Annotated in this window: 22 protein-coding genes; 1 reads left to right on the forward strand and 21 read right to left on the reverse strand. The window is 48.7% G+C overall.

All coding sequences use genetic code 11. The features are described 5' to 3' along the window. Nucleotides 1–177: 177 nt before the first annotated feature. Nucleotides 178–1,008 (forward strand): PAS domain-containing protein, encoded by an 831-nt coding sequence (locus FBQ94_RS12905; protein ID WP_285442175.1) that lies wholly within the window; start codon nt 178–180, stop codon nt 1,006–1,008. 92 nt (nt 1,009–1,100) lie between these two features. On the opposite strand, the gene FBQ94_RS12910 is transcribed toward FBQ94_RS12905, so the two are convergent. From FBQ94_RS12910 to FBQ94_RS13010, 21 genes are all read right to left on the reverse strand, one after another. Continuing rightward, the gene (locus FBQ94_RS12910) at nt 1,101–1,487 is read right to left on the reverse strand and encodes a hypothetical protein (protein ID WP_007221747.1); all 387 of its coding nucleotides are present in this window, start codon (nt 1,485–1,487) and stop codon (nt 1,101–1,103) included. Between the two features lie 115 nt (nt 1,488–1,602). Beyond that, nucleotides 1,603–3,927, reverse strand: coding sequence for a hypothetical protein (locus FBQ94_RS12915; RefSeq protein WP_007221748.1), 2,325 nt, complete (start codon nt 3,925–3,927; stop codon nt 1,603–1,605). Further along, nucleotides 3,927–7,388 carry a hypothetical protein gene (locus FBQ94_RS12920; protein ID WP_007221749.1) on the reverse strand — a complete coding sequence of 1,154 codons (3,462 nt, stop codon included), beginning with the start codon at nt 7,386–7,388 and terminating at the stop codon, nt 3,927–3,929. Before FBQ94_RS12920 ends, FBQ94_RS12915 begins: the two co-directional genes overlap by 1 nt. 56 nt (nt 7,389–7,444) lie before the next feature. Then, entirely contained in the window at nt 7,445–7,684 is a 240-nt protein-coding gene (locus tag FBQ94_RS12925) for a hypothetical protein (protein ID WP_040543691.1), read from the reverse strand. A gap of 35 nt (nt 7,685–7,719) precedes the next feature. Next, a complete protein-coding gene (locus FBQ94_RS12930; RefSeq protein ID WP_007221750.1) occupies nt 7,720–8,115 on the reverse strand; it encodes a phage-derived protein YdaY family protein in 396 nt (131 codons plus the stop codon). Between the two features lie 118 nt (nt 8,116–8,233). Then, entirely contained in the window at nt 8,234–9,520 is a 1,287-nt protein-coding gene (locus tag FBQ94_RS12935) for a phage tail tube protein (protein ID WP_007221751.1), read from the reverse strand. A gap of 93 nt (nt 9,521–9,613) precedes the next feature. Then, a complete protein-coding gene (locus FBQ94_RS12940; RefSeq protein WP_007221752.1) occupies nt 9,614–9,772 on the reverse strand; it encodes a hypothetical protein in 159 nt (52 codons plus the stop codon). 114 nt (nt 9,773–9,886) lie between these two features. After that, entirely contained in the window at nt 9,887–10,324 is a 438-nt protein-coding gene (locus tag FBQ94_RS12945; RefSeq protein ID WP_007221753.1) for a phage protein Gp37, read from the reverse strand. 37 nt (nt 10,325–10,361) lie between these two features. Then, on the reverse strand, nt 10,362–10,793 hold the full coding sequence (locus FBQ94_RS12950) for a gp436 family protein (protein WP_007221754.1): 432 nt from the start codon (nt 10,791–10,793) through the stop codon (nt 10,362–10,364). 11 nt (nt 10,794–10,804) lie between these two features. After that, nucleotides 10,805–11,011, reverse strand: a complete 207-nt coding sequence (locus FBQ94_RS12955; protein WP_007221755.1) for a hypothetical protein — start codon at nt 11,009–11,011, stop codon at nt 10,805–10,807. A gap of 133 nt (nt 11,012–11,144) precedes the next feature. Further along, entirely contained in the window at nt 11,145–11,657 is a 513-nt protein-coding gene (locus FBQ94_RS12960; RefSeq protein WP_285442177.1) for a right-handed parallel beta-helix repeat-containing protein, read from the reverse strand. After that, complete coding sequence (locus tag FBQ94_RS12965; RefSeq protein WP_285442178.1) at nt 11,558–11,998, reverse strand: right-handed parallel beta-helix repeat-containing protein; 441 nt, start codon at nt 11,996–11,998, stop codon at nt 11,558–11,560. Before FBQ94_RS12965 ends, FBQ94_RS12960 begins: the two co-directional genes overlap by 100 nt. Before the next feature lie 70 nt (nt 11,999–12,068). Then, on the reverse strand, nt 12,069–14,006 hold the full coding sequence (locus tag FBQ94_RS12970; RefSeq protein ID WP_007221757.1) for a right-handed parallel beta-helix repeat-containing protein: 1,938 nt from the start codon (nt 14,004–14,006) through the stop codon (nt 12,069–12,071). Between the two features lie 4 nt (nt 14,007–14,010). Further along, on the reverse strand, nt 14,011–15,174 hold the full coding sequence (locus FBQ94_RS12975; RefSeq protein WP_007221758.1) for a hypothetical protein: 1,164 nt from the start codon (nt 15,172–15,174) through the stop codon (nt 14,011–14,013). A gap of 3 nt (nt 15,175–15,177) precedes the next feature. Beyond that, nucleotides 15,178–15,678 (reverse strand): hypothetical protein, encoded by a 501-nt coding sequence (locus tag FBQ94_RS12980; protein ID WP_007221759.1) that lies wholly within the window; start codon nt 15,676–15,678, stop codon nt 15,178–15,180. Between the two features lie 128 nt (nt 15,679–15,806). Continuing rightward, a complete protein-coding gene (locus tag FBQ94_RS12985; RefSeq protein ID WP_007221760.1) occupies nt 15,807–16,790 on the reverse strand; it encodes a hypothetical protein in 984 nt (327 codons plus the stop codon). A 132-nt stretch (nt 16,791–16,922) separates the two neighbouring features. Continuing rightward, on the reverse strand, nt 16,923–17,318 hold the full coding sequence (locus FBQ94_RS12990) for a hypothetical protein (RefSeq protein ID WP_007221761.1): 396 nt from the start codon (nt 17,316–17,318) through the stop codon (nt 16,923–16,925). A 72-nt stretch (nt 17,319–17,390) separates the two neighbouring features. Next, nucleotides 17,391–18,554, reverse strand: a complete 1,164-nt coding sequence (locus FBQ94_RS12995; RefSeq protein ID WP_007221762.1) for a hypothetical protein — start codon at nt 18,552–18,554, stop codon at nt 17,391–17,393. Nucleotides 18,555–18,654: 100 nt separating this feature from the next. Next, nucleotides 18,655–19,149 carry a phage virion morphogenesis protein gene (locus tag FBQ94_RS13000; protein ID WP_007221763.1) on the reverse strand — a complete coding sequence of 165 codons (495 nt, stop codon included), beginning with the start codon at nt 19,147–19,149 and terminating at the stop codon, nt 18,655–18,657. Between the two features lie 124 nt (nt 19,150–19,273). Beyond that, entirely contained in the window at nt 19,274–20,506 is a 1,233-nt protein-coding gene (locus tag FBQ94_RS13005; protein ID WP_007221764.1) for a PBECR2 nuclease fold domain-containing protein, read from the reverse strand. Next, nucleotides 20,499–22,061, reverse strand: a complete 1,563-nt coding sequence (locus FBQ94_RS13010) for a DUF935 domain-containing protein (RefSeq protein WP_285442179.1) — start codon at nt 22,059–22,061, stop codon at nt 20,499–20,501. Before FBQ94_RS13010 ends, FBQ94_RS13005 begins: the two co-directional genes overlap by 8 nt. Nucleotides 22,062–22,243 lie beyond the last annotated feature (182 nt).

Here is a 22,243-nt window from a genome sequence, read left to right on the forward strand (position 1 = left end):
TGTTTACACCTATCCGCCTGGATGTCCTTGAAAACAGATGGTTTTTCGCTTTTAAATTCTACAGAAAATTGTAATATACTATTATTAGGTAATAAAGAGAAAGAAATCTATGGATCAGTGCAGAAGAGTGATTAATCTCAGAAATTCGATAATACAAAAAAAGAATGGGAAAAAAATTTGAATAGAGATAATGAATTGCCGGAAAAACATACAATCCTTCCTACAGAAGCGGGTCTAACAAAGAGTGACGAAGAATCTCATAGAAAAGCTTCCGACGACATCCAGATGGAGGATGAGCTTCGTAAATTATCCCATGCCATAGAGCAAAGCCCAAGCGCGGTTATGATTACCAATAGTAAGGGCAGTATTGAATATGTCAACCCCAAGTTTACTCAGGTAACAGGCTACACCCCTGAAGAAGTCCTGGGGAAAAACCCACGCATCTTAAAATCCGATACGATACCATCGGAAGAATACCGTCAGTTATGGGAAACGATTACCTCCGGAGGAGAATGGCGGGGGGAGTTCTGTAACAAGAGAAAGGACGGCGGTTGCTATTGGGAGTACGCCTCTATCTCAGGGGTAAGAAACCATAAAGGCGACATCACCCATTTCATCGCCGTTAAGGAAGACATCACAGAACGTAAACGGGCAGAGGACGAGAGGAATAAGCACATTAAGGAGTTAGAGAATCTCATGTCTTATTCTACTATTATGAACGACGAGGTGCACGAAGAAACGTTACTGAGGCACATGAGTTCGGCTATACAGGAACATTTTAACCCGGATATTATGGCAATAATAATGCTGGACAGGGAGAGAAACATGCTTTACGTACCCCTTATAGAACCTTCCATGCCAGTAAGTGAGTTTATAAAAAATGAGGTTATCCTTGACCCTTTGTTGTGCAATGTAATAAAAACGCGCCGGGAATGTATCGTAATGATATGGCGAGGCAAAACAAACACTGTGGGAAATTGCAATAACTGGCTTCGTTTTGCGGTTTGACTGTACCAACCATTGTTTGATACAGTCAAACAGGATTTTGGCACTTGTATTGCTGTAGCTCAAATGAATGTATTACACAACAAGGAAAGTTGCTACTCAATCAATAGTTCTATCGTCAGTGATTCCCTTTCGGTCATCACCGGGGCCGACTGGATATCATCACTGTTAATGATGCGAGCTGTGTATGTGGAGCCGTCTGTGTCGGTGAAGGTAAAATTATACTTTGATCCTATCACAATTCCCAGGAAGGTTAAGAAGTTCGTGTAGTCTGTTTTTGGTATGTTGCGGAAGTGGAGGGTAATAGTTGTCTTTGCTGCAATGCCTTTGTCGTATATATACACATCTCCGGCATCACTATAATCTTTCGGTTGTAAGTATTTCCTGGAACGGCTATAATCGCCCACACCACTTGCAGGATTCCGGCTAAACTCCACGGAACCCGTTGGGGCCGATATTCGCTCAAATTTTATTTTTGCCATACCTAACCTCCATATTTCTTATAGAAATCCATAGCATTCCTGAAGTCACTGCGCACCATAAATGCAACCAAATCTATACCACTGTTTTTAAGGGTATTCAGATAATCATACATAGTTAATATGCTTTGGCTATGATGGTTATACGATCATTCCTTATATCCCTGCCGCTACCGGGATAGAAATTAACCTTCTGAACCTCAGTAAGTAAACTACTTTGTGGGACGATGGTTAGATCATCAGCAAACTCTACCTCGGCATTGTCCAGGAATACTTCCATCTCCAGCACCTTCTTGCGATCCTTGTAGCGGGTCAGGTAGAAATCCCGCACATGATCGGCCATGGCCTCAAGCGTAACGAAGTCAAAATAAAAGAGGTCTGGTCGTTCTTTTTCCCCATAGCGGGTAATACTAGTGCTGTTCGATGTGCCCGATACTGCTTTATAAGCATCTGTACCGGATTTAAGCCAGTCTCTCTGGTAATAGAGTCTGATTTTGTTGATCAGTTCCTCAACAGGCGATCTCCTTACTCTAAGCGTGGTCTTTGCATCGTCCTGCATGCGTATCATATTCGCTGTGATGCTTTTCTGTGACGAGAGGCTGTCTGGCCGAAGGGTAAGGACGGCCTTGCCTGCTGAAAATCGGAAATAACACCGGCACTGCCAGGCCATTAAAGCCAGCCATTCCTTTGCCCGTTTCCGCTCATTAATCAAGATTGAAAACTCATAACTATTCGTGGAGAAAAACGAGCCAACATCGGTTGAAAAGTCCGCATTTGCTATACCCAGATAGGTGTTGAGGAAATGCTTGAATATATGGTTCGGCCTCTTGATGAGCGAGTTAGCGGTTCCCGTGAATGTCCCGCTTGCATCGTCCTGATACCCGTCCACGTTAACGGTAACTACCTGGCCTATAACAGTATCAGCTGATGAATTCGAAGAGCTGGCCAGCCCAACCCCCGTAGCCGCAGAGGAGCCTGTTGAAGTTGTGTGTATCTCAAGCCACACCTCAAATACCTCACACGTAAGCCCGTTATCGCCGTTTGCAAACATATTTACCGTGCTGCTTGAAGGCACAGAGGCGCCGATGTTAAATTTCTGGGTAACCGTAACGCCAGAGGTATTGATGTTCGTCCCGTGAAATTGTACATATGCAGGGGCATTTACTACGGTCTTGTGGGTAATACAAGCATACACGACCGAAGGCGTAGGGCCTGTATAGCTCGGGTAGTATGCATTTATGGAACCTGTCCCGGAATTGCCATTGCTTGCCTGTTTGTATGAAGTTACATCAGACTGGTCGCGGATATTACTGATTGATCCGGTTTCTACCCAGCCAGACGGCAGGCTATCAGTAGAATTGTTCGGGTAATAATTCTTTGTGGTGCTTGCTGTATGGCTATGGCTTCCTGTATCGATGTCGATATTTACCTGTTTTTTGATAACTGCCTTTGCCGAAAAAGCCACTACCGCCTTGCCTGGATAGCTTGCATGCTCGTCTCCCGACTGTCCCGTGTATGCAGTAAATCCGCTCGTTTGCCGTACCTCATCCACGTAAACACTACCAAGTGTTTTTACCGGATGATCGGCAATTAAATAGACGTATTCCGTGAGCACCTGAAAGCACGATGCCCCTTTATTGTGAGCCATCGCCGTTGTACTGTTATAGCCTCTTGCCCCTGAAGCGGCAAGGGTGAGGGAATTCCCCGATCTCGATGCTATCCTTATCTGCTCATCATCAATCTGCACCGTAAACGCCCCGGAGGAAGGAAATTCTGAGGCGTCAGATAAATTCAATGTTCCCCCGTTTCCCGGGCTTGATGCGGTAATATTAGCTACCATGCTGTCAACTGCCCCTGCCTTGACAGCATGGCATCTCACCCTCTTTGTCGGCCCGTATGCGATATTGCCGATCTTCCCAACTTCATCGGGATCTGCGTTCGGATAGCTACTGGCATCTATTACCGTGCCAATATACTTATCAAGCCGTACCGACTGATCAACAAACCTCACACTATAGATAAGCTCATCAACTTTTTCAAAGTCTACAATATTCCCCATCCATACTTTTTGAGGCGCATCAGTTGAATCATCAAGACCCTTGAACCATAAATACAGCTCACAATCCGTTGTTTCGATATTATTTGCCGCAGTCCAGAGGATGGTGTCCATGTTCGGGCTGGCGTTAGGGTCATTTATCAGGTCTAGCGCAAAGTCGGACACCTGTGAGATTGCCAGCTCGTTCGATATGCTTTCGTCAATTGCCCCCCAGCTTTTTACCCATGCAAGGGTCGTTATTCCTCCGTTCCAGGCAGGCAAGGAAAAGGCCTGATCTGACAGGTATTTTGTGCCTGAAGACGGGAACGGGCATTTCAATATCCACACGGGGCTGGCCCCGGTTTTTTTGTTTTTTTCAGTAGTAAAATTTGTGGGAAATGTCTTCATTATTGGAGATTTTTTAGCCTTCTGAGTTCTTCCTGGAGCGGTTTTACAATCTTTCTTGCAAGCATTGCCGGGCTGTCGGTTTCCCGCGCGGTGATTTCGATTTTTGGGATGTTGATGGTGATGTTTCTACCCGGCACAGATACAGGGTTTTGGGGCTGTGCCTGGGGTAGAGACGCACGGCCGTGCGTCTCTACGTTCTGGATGCGGTTGGGCCGGATTGGCTCTGTACGGACAACGGTATCGGGTCTGTAGAGGTTTTCTACGCGATACTGCACGCTCTGGCTCGTTTCGTTTACCATATTGTTTTTATGAACATTTTCAGTATTGATAGCCCTGGTTTGCGATATATTTTCTGTGTTTTTAACGATGTTTTTTGTATTCTCAAAGATGTGGTTTTGATAGATGTTCTGTCTGCTCACCTCGGCAGGAGGAGGTGCAGGATTTTGTATTTCTACCTGACTATTCCCAGGATTTCCGACATTATTTTCCCTATCCCTAAAGGTGTTCTGGACGATATTCTTTACCTCCTCGAAGGTATGATTCTGGTAGATATTGTACCTGGCAGGTACCACGGCCTCGCCTTTGTGCAGCTCTGCTATCCTATCATCATCTATATACCGTGATCCTACGAAATACGATGGCAAGGCGCTTGTCCCTGAAAACGGCTGAAAACCATTTCCTCCCGGTGCAGCTCCGGTCTGTACTGTCTGTATGAGAATGGTCTTACGCGTGACATCAGGTATGGAATTCATGAGCGATTTCACATCGTTCAGGGCTGTTAGTGCCTGCGATACGTCGATTATCAACACTAGTGATCGCAGGATATTTTGCAGATTCTCAGCGTCGGTCTTTATCATGCTGAGCTGGTTGAGCACCTGAGAGGCATCCGCGCTGAGCCTCATGGTCTGCATGGCAGCGCCGAGCGAGAGTATTTCGCTTCTTACGAGCGATGCTGTAGAGGCTATCTGCATCAGGGACGCATTCAAGGAAGAGACAATCTCTTGCGACTGTCTGAGCTTTGATGTACCGATGTCGAATTGCGGCTTTGAGAGTTGGAACGGCTCTAGTTTGAAGTCTGGTAATTGAAAATTTGAGAACATGGACTGCATGTCCTGTGTGACGCTGGATTTCATCTGCGATATTTGTTCGGACAAGGGCGTGAAATTGGCCACAATATTTGGCCTTTCATCGCCGATAGAACCTATCATTTCCCTGATATCCTGTACCTTCTCCGAAATAGGCTTGATTTCAGAGCCTTCCCCATAGAACCTTACCACCAAGGGCGTCTCAATCTCCCGCTTAATCGCCTGTATTGCCCCCATTGCCTGTGTGGTATCGATGGTAAGTTTCAGAGACGTCATCCTATCGCCAAGGTCTATAATCTCTGCCTTGTAGGATCCCAGCACCGCTTTTGCCTCAGCAATAGCATCTCGCAGGGTGGCTGCCCACGTCTGTGTTTGCTCGATCTCCTGCTGTTTTGCGGCTATCATTTTTTCTTGCTCCGTCACGATTTCCGACTGTGCAAGTTTGACCTGATCCAAGGCAGTCCGTGATGCATTTTGCAGGCTGATGTATTCTTTGCCGTCCTCTACCACGGCATTGGCCGCACTCGCAGCGGCTTGCTGGTATTTCGCAAGGGCATCGATACGCGCCTGGCCGTTCAGAAGTAGGGCAGACTGGTATTGTCCCTCTAGCGATCTTTGTGTGTCATAATATTTTTGCACCTCGGACTTGTTTTGATTGAATATCTTATCCTTGAGAGATTTTTCCAGGTCGGCATACCCCTGCCTTTGCTGGGATATCTGCGTCTCAAGGGCTAAAAGCTCCTGCGTCTTCCGCTTCTGCTCATCGATAGCGCTGGTATGGAGCGCGGTAAGGGTGTCGTAGTATTGCTGCCAGGCATCCAGTCTCGTGGATATCTGTGTTTTCTCTGCCGTAAGGACCGCTATTGCCTGGTTTTTCATATCTTCGGGAGATGCGCCGGTGGCTTTCATCTGCTCGAAGATCGCCCGCTGGGCATTGGCTTGCTTTTTGTAGACCTCATCAACCGTTTCAAGGTACCCAGTTAGTACGGTTTTCAGGTTTGCTATCGTATTTTTCTGTGCCTCTTCGTACTGCCTTACGGCGATACGGTTCTTTTCCCATACTCCTGAGAAGTCAAATCCCTCTTTATCCCCTGCACCCTGCATTATGCCCTGTATCTCTTCCATGGATTTTTTCATCTCGTCCAGGTCCCGTGCGGGTATTTTCAAGTTCAGGGCAAACTCCGTCCCGGCAAATTTCAGGACGTCAATGCCAACCGATTCCACAACCTTGGAGTATTCTTGTAGTAATTTCACATTCTTTTCAATCGCCTTCCCCTTTTCCGCCTCGGCTTGCGCTGCCCTATCCGTGGCGCTTACAGCGTTTGTCTGCGCGGCCATCAATTCTTCCGAGCTTGCCGTTATGGCAGACATATTTTCCCAGGCTTGCTTGCCAAGGTCTTTCGTTGCCTCCCATGTCGTCATCATGGCCATTTTGAGTTCGTCGTATGCGCCGCTCGTGATGTGTACTGCATCGGTGACCCAGGTGAGCGCCATACCTATCCCCATAAACCCTGTCCCCACAAGCGCAATTGCACTGGCAAGTCCCTGGAAGAGTCCGTACAAGGCCAAGCCGCCCTTTACGATGAACGCCCCTACTTCTAGTCTGAGGTTGGCTACCGATGCGGTGAGTTGCTCCATCCGCTCTTTTGCCGTGAGCACGGAAAGATCATGCCGCTCCAGAGATTCCCTTCCCGCCTCAATCGTTGCATTGAGGACTGCCATTTTTTGTTCTTGTGAGGTTAGCTCGCTTGCAGATTTTCCCAGGCTCTGCGCCATCTTCCCATTTGCTTCTTCAAGCTTAATCACAATTCCCAGATTGTCCAGGAATAGAGGGCTTGCCCTGCCTATCCCAAGGGCAATACTATCAAACGCATCCTTAGCCGTTATCCCCATATCCCTGCTCTTTGCCCTGGCAATTGCCATGAGATCGCCCAGTTTTTCCACGGGAATGCCGAGCGAAATAGCCCGGTTTGTAGCCTCCACCAGGCTTTTGTTGTCAATAATCCCCCCGGAGAGTTCTTTTATACGGCTAAAGACCTGCTCCGCATCGTGCCCCATAGAGTTAACCATGGAGCGGAATGCGCTCATGGATTGCTGGAATGATGCCGTTTGCTGGGCCATATCCCACGCCTTTGATATAGCAAGCCATGCCCCGGTGATAGCGGCTGATACGGATAGCCAGTGGGTTTTAATGAAGTTAAAGCCGGAGGTGATGTTTGTTTTCAGGGTATCAAATGCGGATGCTACAGCACTGCCGGTGCTTTTTCCTGAGTTTGCTATACCGCTGAACGCCGATTTCGCCGATTCCTGGACGGCGCTGAATGCCTGTTTTGTGGCGTCCACGGCGGTTATCAGTAATTTGACTTCTGTTGCCATCTTTTGGTAATCCCCCTTGGCCCCCCTTTGGAAAAGGGGGAAATAATGAGGTTCGTCTAATTTTCATTCTTTGGTTGATTTTTTCTTACTTCAGCTTCAACGATAGCAAGGTATTCAATGTCTTCTTTCTGTGCCTCACACATGCTGAGTATGGTGCCGGGATCTACCAGATCATGCAAGGATTTCAGCAGGGTGTGCATTTCCATAACCTTCTGACCTCGTTGGGTCAGTGCAGGTATCAGGCATCCTTTGCCTTCTACCTCGCAGTCCGGGGTGGCATCGTCCACCGTCTGCATGTCCCGGCATGCCTCGCAACTCACACCAGGGTAGTCTAGCTTTGCCCTGATGTGGTCGAGGAGTTTTTTGCGGTCTTCTCCTTTTCTTGCTGCATGAGGGTTTCGAGGTCTACACATGCTTCGTTGACGAACCGGCTGAAGGCGTTCCATTTAGTCATCATAAGGTCAATGTTTTCCGGGGTGCAGGGGAACGGCTGCCCGTCCATGGTGAAGCCTTTCCAGTCCTTCACCGCTGCACGGCCTAGTAGTTTGTCGGCCTCTACGGAATCGAATTCCTCAGCTTTTTGATGGTTCTTGTAGGTGATTCTTTTGGCTTTTGTGTATATTTTTTGCAGCTCTTCTCTGCTGATATACTGAATGAGTACTTCGGTATCTTCGCTGAATGGTACCCAGACTTGTAATGCATCTTTTTTTAGTGCGCTGATATCCATGATTTCTCCTTATCGTATTTGCTATTTTTAATCCCCCCTGCCCCCTTTAGAAAAGGGGGAGATTCATCGCAGGGACACGGTACTCCGTGTCCCTGCAAGGGGGTTTATCACATTCCTGCTAAACCAAAGGATCGGTGTTTCTGCGATTCGTTCCACTGATCCAGAATGGATCGGTAATTCCCATCCCCAATGGCGTATCAGATGTTGCTTGCACCAGGAATTCAAGCGGTTCTTTAATAATGCCTGGCTCTTCTGTGATATTATCGTTCTTTAGTTGGAGGTGAGGGAACTGCAGCTTGAATGAACGGTATGAAGCCCCCTCTATCAAGGCCCCCGTAAATGTAATATCCATCTTTTTACGTGTGTCGTTGATCAGTGTTGTTAAGTAAGTTGTACTTGTGTGGCGGGGGAATGTGAGAGTCAGAGACACTTCCGGCATACCTGCGTTTTGTGGTTCGTCAATCAATTCCTGTTTCGCCGTACCGGTTTGATCTAAATATTGCCCGGTGTACACGCCTTCCAGCTTCCGCATAACTTTTAATTCGAATGCGGAGGGGTAAACCTTATCCCCAGCCGCAAACCCCGCGCCAGATTTATCGTTTATCCGAAATACACCTTCAGAGAAGCGGACCCGGTTCGATTTCTCAACATACGTAACATTATTAAACGTAGTAGTGGTATTAACAATACTGGCGTATTCCTTATTATTAGCTATGACATGGAAGATGATCTGTAACGGGTTACCTACGTCTCCTTTTAGCGTGAAGCCGACGACTTTTACCGATACTGCCTCCTCTATGTAATCCTTCATGTTTAAGCAAAAAGTACAGAACAACCCATCGATGATCTTATTCCACTTATAGATGTAATTGTACGCCGGGACACCCGTAGTCGTTTTCCTGCACACAATGGTACCGGTGGCTGGAGTTGTCGGTGAGCCGGTGACGGTGTAAGTAAAGGAGTTAGTGTCGATTACTGTGATCGTAAAGGTGCCGTTGTATTGCGATTGCGTAGCGCCTGCGATGGTAACAACGTCACCTGTGGTGTATCCATGGGATGATACCGTTGCCGTTGCAGTAGTACTAGTACGGGTTATGCTGGTTACACTCTTCGTTGTACCGTCCAGGGTAGGCACACCGGCAATGCCCATGAATAGGGCAAGAAGCAGCCCTGTGTTCCCGTCATACCGCAAGTAACACGGTATATCGCCAGACACTTTTACGGCGCCCGGTGTGCCGTCTTCGGTGAAGAAATTGCCCAGTGAGTCGTCAAGATCAATCTCTGCTTCGCGTTTCAGAGTGGTCGGCAAGAGTAAGATGCCGTCGTTTGCGCCACAGGTAACGGCAGTATTCCAAGTAGCAGCTTTTTTCACCGCGCCTTTTACTTCGACGCCTGCTAAACCCATTGTTTATTTCCTCCAAAAAAATTCTTTTATTAGGTTAGATATAGAGCAAACTCTTTGGGGTTGCCTGGTAGAGAGACGCACAGCCGTGCGTCTCTACGGTTCGCCGCCGCCAGGTGGCGGTGGTTCAGGTACCAAATCGAATAGCTGATCGCCGAATTTGGTTTCATCGATTTCATATTCCCGACCAACAACCAACAGGCCCAGATCGGGGTGATAGGTGTTACCGATTTTTGCTATGACTTTTATTCTCACAAAAACCCTCCTTTTCTTGCTAAAGTTTTTTTAATCCCCCTGCCCCCGTAGGGACACGGCGCACCGTGTCCATAAAAAGGACACGGCGCACCGTGTCCCTACAAAAGGGGGAAATTACGTGTATACGGTATCAAAATTTGTCTGGAATCCGATCCCGTAGACGGTGATCGTCTGCGAGGTAAATACGAACTGCACTTCAGTGAGTTGCATACGTTCTATATCAAGCCCGAAGTTCTGGTTTGTGATATACTTTGTTACGTCCTTTATCAGCTTATAGACTCCACCCGCCCCGTCCTTCCGTACGGCCTCCTGGCCTTTCAGGTTCTTGTTTGCGGCAAGGATGTTGAAGACGGCTACCTCGTTGTAGTTTGCTTCGTTGTCGATCCAGTCGAATTGAGATCCCGCATAGGTGACGTAGAGCGCAGGATACTGGATGGGCAGCTCCTCGATTTTCGCCTCGAGCTGGCCGGCGTAGGTTTCTACAGTACGGGCGTAGGTGATTCTTGTTTTGAGCTCTGTGATGATCTTGTCTTCTATTTGTTCGAAATCCATAATCCCCCCTGCCCCCCTTTAAAAAAGGGGGATGATGTTAGAACCCTGACATTGATTTTGAGGTAAATATTCTGTCGTCCAGTGTCTTTGTTGATTGTACGCCGCCTTCGCCTGGCGAGGCAGGTTCGGGTTGTTCGCCGATTGAGATTTTGCCTTCAGCAATTTTTGTAAGCAGGGCGATGGCGTCCTTGTAGCGGTCGCGCCGCGTTTCCGGCATTTGTTCTACTCTGCGGGAGTAAAGGTTGTAGATTGCTATATCTACCGATGCCTTTTTCACGATGTCCGGGACGGTTGTAAAGGGCACGGTAAAAACCTGTCCGCAGTAGGTGTCGATCTCGGCATCGGCTTGCGCAATTGCCTCGTCAACCCTTGTCTGGTTTACGGCTCCTGTATTCTCGTCATCGGTCAGTTGTGTGACCGATGCCTCAGAGATGAGCTTTTTTATGTCGTTCAGTGTTGAATATGCCATATCATTTACCGTTATTTATTTTCAAAGGGTTTCTGCAAGACCTTAAATCCCATCGCGCCAAGGAAGAGGATAATGAGCTGTATGTCCGGCTTCCAGGCGCCTGCGGTGAACACGGCATGCATCCAGTCTGTTGCCATGCAGCACATGATTACGAACGGGAATAGCCTCGATGCGCTGAGGCCGCCGTCATTTTCCTGGAGAAATTCCAAGAGTTTCATTTTTTTGTCCTTTCTTTAATCCCCCCTAGCCCCCCTTTAGAAAAGGGGGGAAATTCACCCCTAGCCCCATTTAAAAAAGGGGGATAGACTGTTTCCCCCTTTTCTAAAGGGGGACTAAGGGGGATTATTCGTTCTATGGTTTTGTGTTGGTTGCGTTCCGGACATACACCGTATGTCCGAGCGTAAGCCCTGGCGCCGTTGTTAGCCCTACCGTGTTCCCCTTCAGCACATTGCCGTACAATAACACCGGTTCTTCCATGTGCGACCCCTGATAGTTCTCCCGGGTGTTGCCGTCAGCCATACAGCCAATGCCGGCCATGGCGTTATCGCTGATGTAATTTCCGCTTATTACGAACTCCCTGGGTGAGGCATCCGGGTAATCAATGAGCTGGATTCCATCCTCTTCACACCCGGCAATAACATTTTCTTTTATTGCGTACACCATAGCCTCTTGCGTGGGTTTTAACCGTATCTCTATGCCGTCATCACCGCACTGGAGAATTTTATTTTTCCGGATGGTGATGTTTCCTGTTTCGCTATCTATGTCTATCCCGTCATCGCCCGCATCTTGTATGATGCAGTACTCCACCGTTCCGGAACCTTCAGCCTCGAAGCTGATAACGTCGCTTTTATTATCATAAAACACGTTTGTGCATTCGTAATGTCCAGCCCGATAAGCCGCGCCGCGCCGGTGATGGTGAATACCGTCTTTTCGCTTCCGTCAATCGTCACCCGTGCGGCAGACTTTGTGCCGGTTTTTGAGCGAATGGCAATATCCTTGTCTACTACGATCCCGTTTTCCGTGTATGCGCCTGGCGCTATCTCTACCTCATCGCCGTCCTGCGCAAGGGCGATCGCATCCTTAATCGCGCCTGCATCGCCAGGAACGGTAATAATCCCGGCAGTAACAACAGGACACAGGGCAAATAAGAGCGCAGCGCATAACAACCCTGTACACTTCATAATCCATCTCATATCCATTTCCATGTTTCATTCCTTTCTTTTTCCTTGATCGCTAGTAAAAGGGGCAAGGCTAAAACCTCGCCCTACGTTGCATCTATTTTGGCCTCAGGGCGCCGCGGTAAATACCGCCGTCCACGCCTGGCCAACCTTTCGGGGTGAGGTCAAGAGCGCCTTTCATTCCGAATGCAGTCGTTGGCCGGTAATTGCTATCCAGCCCCGGGTTGCCTTCAACGCCAGAGCTTTCCCATCCGGGCGCATAATAAGATTTCGTTGCGTTAAAATCTCCTGATGCCAGGAAGCCATTCAAGGAGTTGGTGTCTGTGCTCGTTGCGCCATTTAATGTCCTGAATGCGTAATCCGTTCGTGTGCCAGGAAACGAATTGTAGTAGCAATTACCGTCATAGATAGACTCCGACACGGTGTTATTAATCTGCCACTCACGCATATACCGGTAATCGCATATTTGAACTATGATGTTGTTGTAGACCTCTTGATACACCCCTGCGGTAGTGGTTCCAAACCGGTACTCAAGTCCGGCGCCGTAGTTACTGAGTTCGCGGCCGAAAAGTATGGTATTGTTGTAGACCTTCCAGGGGCATTTCGTTGTCCCCTCCTCAGAACTGTGATCGCCAAATGGCCGCGCCCATACCATGCCATCGTAAACCGGGGGATTGCCGACCCCAGGCCCTGCATACTCATCGCCGAAGGTGTCGAAATCTAATTTATCCCCAAACCCCACGCCATCGTTGTTTTTTGCTCTGCCTCCCAGTTTTTTCTTCGTGCAATCGATAATGTTATGGTGCACATAGATTTTTCCCAGATCTGCATCAGCAGCGTTCCCGGACCAATTCGTTGAGAATCCCTTCGAACAGGCAATTATCTTGTTGTTATACATAGTAAGATCATGGCATTCGGTGCCGATTTGCATACAATCATCCCGAACACCCATAAATGTATTGTCGTGAACCGACACGTTATAGGCAGCATCAATGGGGTTGACGCCGTCGAAAACATTTTCGAAATAGCAGTATGCTACTTCAATATCGTGGCAGATGCCGTCTAGCTGCGCGGCTGCGCCCTGGTAGTTTCCCGCGATCTGAGATTGATCAGATCTCTTACCCTTGATGTCTGTCCATGAGATCCAATCAGGCACTCTGCCAATAAACTTACAATTCTCAATGAGAATGTTATAAACGGTTGTTCTGATAAGCAGGGGAGTGCGCCCTCCGATTATTGTACAATTGCGTATATTAATGTCGTGTGCACCCTCTGTGAACTCAATGGCATTCAACTGATACCTGACTTCAATTCCCTCAAAATTAATGTACGATGCAGTTGCGCCAAACTTCACCGTTTCAGCGTCCCCAAAAATAAATAGAGACGTTTCCCGCGGGTCAGAACTCAACGGATAACGCAAATTCATAGTATCCGCTATATCGCTTACAACTAACCTGCAGTATATTTTGTCGGTACCCGTGTCGTAATAAAGACCCGGGCCGCAGTAAGTCCCGGTTGCTGTACCCATAGTGGCGTTCTGATTTTCCGACATCAGATCTACCATCCTGTCATACGCATTTAACGCATATCCGCCATTTTCTGGCCCAAGATACCCGTATGCGCTGCCTATGCCCGATGGATACGTGTTTGTGGTGACATAGGTACTCGTGCTCGTGCCGTACATTGTCCAAAGGGTGTTCGGCGCCTTTCTCAGCGCCTTACACTCACTACCCCCGTCAATAATGGGAGACTCCCCGGGGTATGATCGTATCGTGATGCGATTAGATGCGGCGCCACTTACGATGATGGTAAATCTTTCGTAGTAAATTCCACCCCTCAGGATGAGAATATCGCCAGGCAACAGGGTGTTAATTTTAGCTGCTAACGTTTTCCAGGGACTTGCCTTTGTGCCTGAATTTCCGTCATTACCCGTGTTTGGGTCGACATAATAGGTGGCCGGGTATACCTTGCTTGCAAGGGAAATGAACCATAAAAATGCAGTAACTATACACCACACCCTAAATATTTTTTTCATGATATTACAGCGCCTCCACGGCCGCGCCGCGCAGATATGCGGTATCCGAACCGTTCGCAAGGGTAATCTGAAATTCCAGCGCTAAATCGGTATCGGTATTTACCGCTCCATTTACCGCCGTTGACGTAGAACCGCTTGCCCATGAACCCTGGCCTACCGATTGCCCTGTTGCCCATTGCGCTGTGGTGGTACCTATGTTCAGCACGTCTAATTGATGTTTTCTGGTAAGAGAAGAGCTATCGCTGAAATTCATAAAGGAGCTACCCCCTAACCGTATCCTTACTGTCTTAGAATCAGTCGCGTCACTAAACTCCCAGTATGTTACGATACGAAGGATCCCATTTGCACCCATCGTGCCGCCTGGCAGTGTCCACGATAAAACCGTTGTTTCGTTTGTGTCCCCTGTATGGCTCGCAGTTCCCGCCGTGTACTTGTAAACAATCCTTTGTATCGCTACCGTTGCCGTGCCCTGGTTCAGCACGCTGCCGCCCGTTACCCATGCGTCAACTTTACCGTTAGCGTCCAGAGGGGCAAGGCCATTTGCGGCGCCTTTACTCGATATAAAGGCATCAACCTGAACAGGGGTATTAATTCCAATATCTTGCAGATCGTTATAACTTCTGTTCGCTATCTGTGTTATATTTGTTATTCCACCAGGCGTTACCCATCCATCCAGCTTCCCATTTACATCTGCAATTGGGATCTTACTCGCTGTTGGAGTTGCCGTTGCGTTTACAGGATTCTGAACTACCAGGCTTGATGCGTTGAGGGATGCGTACCCGCTTGCGGCGCCTTTGTTTGCTGCGTTTTCCGGGGTAAAACCAAGCGCGCTCTGTTTGGTATTGAAGGTTGTCCAATCTGTGCTACTCAGGTAACCGCTTTGTGTGCCGGTTGATTGGGTAATAGATAACGTCCTGTCTACGCTCAGGTCTCCGCCGCCGGCGAGCGGGGCTGTGGTGCTGATAGTGCGGTTTGTCGGCACTCCGCCGCCGCCTCCGCCTGTGCTGGCGGTGGTCTGGCTGGTGCCATCGGCGAAGCGGATGTATTTCCAGTCGCCGTTATCCGTAAGGCTTTTCTTGAGCGCCTCATTGATCTTTGTGCTAAAGGCGTTTGCTCCCAGGATCGCTACTGCGATGATTGAGAGTATTACCATTGAATATTTTTTCATGCCTTAATTCCTCAGTTCTGCAAGGCCGTACAGGTAGATCACGCTTGCGTTCGTGGTCGAATAGTTCAACCCCACGCGGATCTTCCTGACCTGCTCGGAGATCATGATAATTTCATCGATTGTCGTTGCGGCTGTGTAGACTTTTGATACGATCTCGCACGGCCGGGTGTCTTTCCCTGTGATGCCTTCCACCCTCACAGTGTACGTGCCGGGCGACATGCTATCGATTCCAACCTGCAGGCTTATTGCCACCGCGTCAGGGATTGATACCCATCCATCGTTGATGCCGTTCAGGTTAGGCGCATCGTAGACGTACCCGGTCGTGGTGCCGTATGACGCCCCGATATTGTAGTTTTCGAAGAACGTCATTTTGCGAAGATAATGCAACCCGGTCCGTTCGTCTGTGTAGGTTGCGGCGTGGAGAGACGCACGGCTGTGCGTCTCTACGGTGGCGCACCATGCTGCTAACAGCATAAGGACGATTGATAGATATCTGTTTTTCATTACCAATTCCTTTTTTGTTTTTAATCCCCCTTGATCCCCCTTTAGAAAAGGGGGAAATTCATTCCTCCCCCTTCTAAATTGAGAAAAATCATCTCCCCCTTTTTTAAAGGGGGGCAGGGGGGATTATGTTAGGTTAATAAGGTATCTACCCATAAAAAGCCCAGGTCAGCCCCGGTTACCACAATATCGCACTCCTCTGCCACCTCGTACACGTCCTGATGCTCTGCATTTTCCCTCCACGTTGTGGTCCTGCGCGGCTGGCCGTTTTCGTAGTTTACCCGCGCCTGGTAGCCGGCGCTGGGGGTTTTCAGACCTGGAGCGGACGGACGGTGGAAGAGGAACCCGGCGCCTTTCCCCGCATTCTTTTCCCAGATATTTGATGCGGTAAAGTCTGTGCCGTCCTTCTTTTCCTTCGCCGTTGAGTAGATCGCCTCGCCGATAATGACTTCATCAAGCTCTAAAATAGCGGCAAGCAGCTCTTTTGTCAGCACGCCGCGCTCGGTGTACTTGATCTTATCGAGCACCGTGGCCTCTTCTTTCAGCGAATTGTACGTGCCAAAGTCCATCATAAGCACGTTCGGTTTCAGGCCGGTGTTGCTGCGTATCGTTTCCACCCGTGCGCGCACATCGGCCAGGAAGGTATTGCCTGAGCCTGCAGCCCATAATCCGCCGGCATCCTCGCCGCCGGAAACGCCAGACCATGTGGTGGTTAATATTTTACTTGCGATAATGCGCTCTTTTTTCAGATCGATTTTTTCCGAACAGAATTCTATAGCGTCCTGGTCGGGCTTGAGAGGCGGCTCTCCCATCGCCGGGTTGCCGGAGAACCTGCGGTCCTCATCGGTCACCTCCTTCGCAAACGCATACTCAACGGTTGATATCGAGAGGTAATCAACCGGATATCCGCCCCGTCCGGCGCGTGAACCAGGCCCGCGTATCACGGCCTCATCACGGAACCAGGCGCCCTTCTGGTATCGCGCAATCTTTGCTTTAGGCGATACGTTCGGTATGACAGGAAACACCCTGTCCCCGATATAACTTTTGTTCCGGTACGCAATACTGACGTTTGCCAGTGGTCCGGCAACGATTAATTCTCTTACATTTGGTGGCATGGCTATCTCCTATAAAAAAACCTGTTGTCAGATTAACGTTGAAATGGTGAATGGTGAATGGTAAATGGTGAATGGTGACTCACAACTCACCATTCACAACTCACCATTCACCATTCACAACTTTCAACTTATTTATGACGCTGCGTTTACCTGATGAACTGCCCCGCTCAGGAGCACCTCTCCCAGCTCGTCCTCAGCTCCTCCAACGAGGCATCTGCCGATGGCGAGGTCAAGGGCGCCGTCTGCGTCCATCCCTTTGCCCGCATCCGCCGCGCTTACATACTCAAGTTTTACCCATTCGTTCTCAGCCACGGTTTCACCGAGCTGGATTTTACTCACCCCTATCAGCCTTACTACCGCAGCTTCGCCTGCGGCAGGGGCATTCTGAAGCACCCCAAGGGGGATGTCGGTCGATGCGTCCGGCCTGCGCACCTTGCCGGATGCAAGGACAACGATGCGGTACTGATCGTTGCTGAGGTCCTCGGCTGCCTCATATGATAGATCTAAGATTTTGTTTTCTAGCGCCATGTTTTCCTTAAACCTCCTTTGTTAAAAAAGAAAATTTCCCCCCTTTTCTAAAGGGGGGCAGGGGGGATTACGTTACCCGCCAATTTCCAACGCATATTCCCGCGCCAGCGCCGGGTTTTCAACCTGCGCCTCAGAAAACGCCTGGCTGTAGGAAAGGTTTTTATTGTCCTTCATCTTTTGCTGTGTCAGGGTTGCAAGCTTTTCGCCAGCATTTCCGCCTGCCGTGATATCCTTATCGCTCCCGGCCACTTCGCTAAACTCGATCTGCTTTTTGAAGCTGGAGAGGAACGAACGGAAGTATTCAAGCGGCGTTTGTTTTACCTTCTTGTCGCCTTCCGCGAACTCAATCGTATCCTGGACGGTCGATATCTTCTCCATAAAGGTCTGTATACCCATGCCGTATTTCATCTGTGCCGGGGTAAGCTTGCCTTCCTTCAACAGGCCTTCACAGAATGAGGATATGTGCCGTTTCTGTGCCTCTGCCTCCTGTGCTTTCAGGGCGTCTTCGCGTGACTTGAGCTCGGCATCCTTCTTTTTCTGCGCCTCAGAAAACTCCTGCTCTTTTGCCTGTACCCGTTTCTGGACCTCGGTCTCAATCTCCAATTTCCGCAGGTCTGCATCACTGAATGACGGTGATGGATTTTGCGGGATATCCTCAATCTCCACGCCTTCGTCTTTTGCCTTCTTTTTCATCCATTCGAAAAATTTCATACTTCGTGCCTCCTTTCTGTTTTGATCAATTCCCCCCTTTTCTCTCTGATCAATTCCCCCCTTTTCCAAAGGGGGGCAGGGGGGATTACCTTCCTCAAATTCGATTGTCACTCCTTCCTTTTCTTTCTCCTGAAATGCAACATTCGCCAGCCCTCTTACGGCCGGTGGGTTAGCGCCCAGCCAACCAATATGTACGAGAGACAGGTCTGGATTCAACTTAATTGACCGCTTTCTGAATAGCCCCTTACGTACCATTTCTACGAATTCAGGGACAAAGTCCTTGCTCTGTGCGTACAATACCTGCCCTTCCCGTTTCAGCGCTTCCACCCAGCCCCATGCCGGGGAATCATGCTCAGGGTGGCCAATCACGTGTGGGGCTTCATACTCGGCAGGATTATACTTTGCAACAATCGTATCAAGGTCCTTCTCCGTCCATTCCCTCGTGACGCCCGATGCTGAGGTATGGGTGCCGGTTTTAAAAATTGGTATCCATGGTATAGTATTCGTCATGATAGTATTCGTCATGTATGTAACTCCTTTTATTCGCTACAGTAATCCCCCTTAGTCCCCCTTTAGAAAAGGGGGAAAATTATCTCCCCCTTTTCTAAAGGGGGGCAGGGGGGATTCATGTATTCCCCTTCGTGATATACTTCTCGATCGCCCTGTGCATCTTTCCCCAGTCCTCGTCCTGTACCATGAGGAATGGCCGTGGCGGCAAACCGGGATGGTTTACTTTTTTTATCGGATGCCGTGCTCCCTTCCAAAACAGGGCTTTTTTATGTCTTGGTACAATGGTATAGGGTTTAGTGCCAAACTGATGATAAGCTGCATACTTTACGTTCGTCCCCACCTCCACGCGGTCAGGGTATCCCTTTACCGTAAACAATCCCCGCAACCTTCCGGTGTCAGAGAGCGTCTGGCCGCCTTTTTCTTTTACTCGCTTCGATTCCTTCCACGCCTCTGGCCTGCCGGGTGGTTTTGCCGCAAAATTTTGCTCGATAGATCGCCTTACGATTTCTCCGATATTCCGCATCACCGGGCTGAGGTCTTGCATCCTTGCCCGGAGTTGCGCAAAAAGGTCTCTTACCGGGGCAACGTCGACATTGATCGTAATGAGCATCTTGCAATATCCTTTTTTTGTGATACAATTACGCTAGGAGATGTATGGTGCGGCGGGGCTACCCAGTCTAAGCGGCCATACATGGATGCGATGTAGACCGTCCCATCCATTACTCCTTTATCCCCTATGTGTCCTTAAAAATAAGGACCCCATTTCTTAGTTTATTTGCATATTCAAAATCGTCCGGCTGAAAAGCAGTTACACCCGTCCACCCATCACTACCATATTCAAAAGCTGTAAACCCTGTCATTTTGTTATCAGGCCCGGTAGAAAATCCCCTGATATATCGTCTTCTTAATACAATACGCCCGGACTTGTTTTCCATCATTGGCACGAGCCAAATTTCATACGGGTTTTGTATTGTACGCGCTAAGAGTTTCACATATTGTTCGCGCCCCTTTTTTTTGATCTTTAACTTACCGCGAATATCGGTAAATAAATCCAGGGAGATAACAAGAGTCTCGCCTGCCTTATCATGATAGATACCCTGTTTTACTGTTTCCGGGCTGAATTCACTGATAAATTTCTTGTAGTAGTCCATCTCTGCTAATCCTTGCGGCACAATATCCTCGTTGCCGTACCTGAAATAATCCTTTTTTCGCAAATTTTCCATTTTGCGCTGTCCATAGTCGGTATAGGTGTTTATTCCTTTATCAGTAAAACCACTCTTGCTTTCTTTAGGAACTATTCCACCCCATATTGATTTGCCCGGATTATGATCAAATCCCTGGTCCGGGACAAGCGACCTTGCTGGTAGTTTATTGCCCGTTACAGGATCTATGGGTTCTACTAAACCACCCGTAGGGTCTTCGGTCTCTACCGGTAAGTTTTCACTATCAATATCATCTTGCGACAGGGTTACCACACCGCACCGGCAATTGAACCCATTTGGCGGATACCAGGTATTCCAGAAAGGGTGGCCATAGGGGAATATCTTCCCGTTCATTTCCCAGTGTGTTGGTCGTGTGCGGCTGTCATTAACCGCGCTGTACTGCCAATAGGGTCTATCTTTCGCAACGGCCATCATCTCTTTATATCTGCCGACCGAGTATGCCGTCTGGACATTTGTCCTGAAAATAGTTTCTAGCCTCCATGCTGCCTTACCCGTCCAGCCCCTGCGTTCGAATACTGCCCTTGCATCCCTCTTAAAATCTTCAAAGGTGGTTCCCTTTTCGAGCGCTCGTTGCAGTGCATTAAAAACGGTTTCCAGTTCCTCTCCCTTTGCAATTCCCGATACGGCAAACGCCCTGATCTTTGCCTCATCGGAAAGCTGCGCATACTCGCCTGGCGAAAGCAGATACTTATCCAGCCAGAATTGTATTGCGCTTTCCATCGGGAGTGGTTCGAGGTTAATCACGTTCGTTCTCCCTTACGGTATACCTTCCGAAAACATCGGCTTGAAAAATCGATCGCTCAAGGAATTCTCTGAGTTTCCCGGTATCTATCTCCGGATAGAGTTCTAACAACCTGGCCATTGCCTCCTCATAACTTGAAGAAGAGAGCACAGCATCCAATATCTTCTTTTCATTCCCTTCTAATGCTTTTGATGCCTCCGGTATAGTTTTACTTACGAGCGATTCAATCGCCCTTTGTTCCGGCGTAAATTCTTCTGCATCGGCAAAGCAGTGTTGGCACCGTTTCGCATATTCAGCAAACTTCATGTTCTCCCCCTGTTGTCCCCCGCTGGCGGGGGTAGGGGGTGGAAAAACAGCAGATGAGGGAATCTCTACAAGTTCATCGCCTTCCTCGGGTTGCGGGATCCCGTACGTTTCATAGAAATATTTCTTGCTGACTGGCAACCCGATTTCCCTCACAAGGATCCTGTCGCGCTCGGCAAGCGGCTTCAGGTCCTGTTCCTGTTCTGTACGGATCCATACCTTCGGATATACCGTCACGCCAGGAAAATTATAGTCCACAATCCACCGGATCAGGCTGTTGTTCTGACATTCGCAGAGTGCGTCCGCATCGGCCTTGATGTACTCCTGCCGAACATCATTATGCGTTTCTGATGCGGCATACGACCCCTTATCTCCAACCTCTGTTGTCAGCGTCTGACCGAGAATAATTTTACTGATCTCGCTGTTAAGATGCTTGTAAAGTGACTCATACGTATTAATCGTCCCCGACCTCTCTGCCTCTAAAAATTCAACCATCATCGTGTCAGGTATCGTAACACAAGACTCTTGCTGAATCGTTTCCAGGGTTTCAAGGAGTTTTGTCTGCTTGTCGCCCGGTGTGCCGCCAGGGTATTTCCCTATGGCCGTTGGTGATCCGAACTTTTCAGCAAATATCAACCAGAACTTTACGGCGTTCTTCTTAAACCACACAGGCCAGTAAAGCGAAGAGCCAAGCCCATCGCCGTAGTAACTCCCGTTTGCCGACACGTTCCTGAAGACAACAAACTTCCGCTCCGGCACCGCCTCGCCTTCGATCATATTCTGAAGTGTCAGTAGCCTGAGCTTGCCATCCAGGTCAAACACAAACCGCCGTGGCGCCTTCCCGATAATATCCTTAACCCAGACGTCACCCTCTGAATATTCCCACATAACCTCAGCAGGCTTATAACCCAGCACGATACCGGACAGCAGTGCATGGCGGGCAGCATCGTAGTTGAAACCCAGGAGTACCTCTTTTACGAACTCTGCAATCTTTATATCCTGTGCATTGTCTGATGCAGGAATAATCTCCCATTCCCTGCCGATTACAGCCAACTTCCTCGTCTGTAAGGTTGAACGCACCTGGGGATCGCGCAGCAGGTCATCATACAGCTCGATCCCTTTTCCTCCTGATTCAGACTTCAGTACCTTATCAGGGTTCAGAACGACATTTCCTATATAGTCGTAGAAGATATCGTTTCTGACCGATGCAATCTCGTCCGTCACCAAAACCTGTTTTTTTATTGTCTTTGTCATAGATTACGAATTCTTTCTATAAGCCCTTTTAAGCCCTTCCAACTTTCAGACGTCCCTAACTACGTCCCAGCGTGCCAGTCACATGCCTTGCTGTTTATAAACACATAGGATTTAAATACAGCCGTTCAGTCGTTATTCAATGCAAATGCAAAATTTTTTTCTCCGCGTCCTTTGCGATCTCT

The organism is Candidatus Jettenia sp. AMX1 (genome assembly GCF_030263775.1).
Taxonomy (GTDB): Bacteria; Planctomycetota; Brocadiia; order Brocadiales; family Brocadiaceae; genus Jettenia; species Jettenia caeni.

Bases quoted from the DNA above. Each gene is read 5' to 3' on its own strand.
- FBQ94_RS12910 (WP_007221747.1), bottom strand. From the start codon at position 1,487: ATGGCAAAAATAAAATTTGAGCGAATATCGGCCCCAACGGGTTCCGTG.
- FBQ94_RS12915 (WP_007221748.1), bottom strand. From the start codon at position 3,927: ATGAAGACATTTCCCACAAATTTTACTACTGAAAAAAACAAAAAAACC.
- FBQ94_RS12920 (WP_007221749.1), bottom strand. From the start codon at position 7,388: ATGGCAACAGAAGTCAAATTACTGATAACCGCCGTGGACGCCACAAAA.
- FBQ94_RS12925 (WP_040543691.1), bottom strand. From the start codon at position 7,684: ATGCAGACGGTGGACGATGCCACCCCGGACTGCGAGGTAGAAGGCAAA.
- FBQ94_RS12930 (WP_007221750.1), bottom strand. From the start codon at position 8,115: ATGGATATCAGCGCACTAAAAAAAGATGCATTACAAGTCTGGGTACCA.
- FBQ94_RS12935 (WP_007221751.1), bottom strand. From the start codon at position 9,520: ATGGGTTTAGCAGGCGTCGAAGTAAAAGGCGCGGTGAAAAAAGCTGCT.
- FBQ94_RS12945 (WP_007221753.1), bottom strand. From the start codon at position 10,324: ATGGATTTCGAACAAATAGAAGACAAGATCATCACAGAGCTCAAAACA.
- FBQ94_RS12950 (WP_007221754.1), bottom strand. From the start codon at position 10,793: ATGGCATATTCAACACTGAACGACATAAAAAAGCTCATCTCTGAGGCA.
- FBQ94_RS12955 (WP_007221755.1), bottom strand. From the start codon at position 11,011: ATGAAACTCTTGGAATTTCTCCAGGAAAATGACGGCGGCCTCAGCGCA.
- FBQ94_RS12965 (WP_285442178.1), bottom strand. From the start codon at position 11,998: ATGGAAATGGATATGAGATGGATTATGAAGTGTACAGGGTTGTTATGC.
- FBQ94_RS12970 (WP_007221757.1), bottom strand. From the start codon at position 14,006: ATGAAAAAAATATTTAGGGTGTGGTGTATAGTTACTGCATTTTTATGG.
- FBQ94_RS12975 (WP_007221758.1), bottom strand. From the start codon at position 15,174: ATGAAAAAATATTCAATGGTAATACTCTCAATCATCGCAGTAGCGATC.
- FBQ94_RS12980 (WP_007221759.1), bottom strand. From the start codon at position 15,678: ATGAAAAACAGATATCTATCAATCGTCCTTATGCTGTTAGCAGCATGG.
- FBQ94_RS12985 (WP_007221760.1), bottom strand. From the start codon at position 16,790: ATGCCACCAAATGTAAGAGAATTAATCGTTGCCGGACCACTGGCAAAC.
- FBQ94_RS12990 (WP_007221761.1), bottom strand. From the start codon at position 17,318: ATGGCGCTAGAAAACAAAATCTTAGATCTATCATATGAGGCAGCCGAG.
- FBQ94_RS12995 (WP_007221762.1), bottom strand. From the start codon at position 18,554: ATGACGAATACTATCATGACGAATACTATACCATGGATACCAATTTTT.
- FBQ94_RS13000 (WP_007221763.1), bottom strand. From the start codon at position 19,149: ATGCTCATTACGATCAATGTCGACGTTGCCCCGGTAAGAGACCTTTTT.
- FBQ94_RS13010 (WP_285442179.1), bottom strand. From the start codon at position 22,061: ATGACAAAGACAATAAAAAAACAGGTTTTGGTGACGGACGAGATTGCA.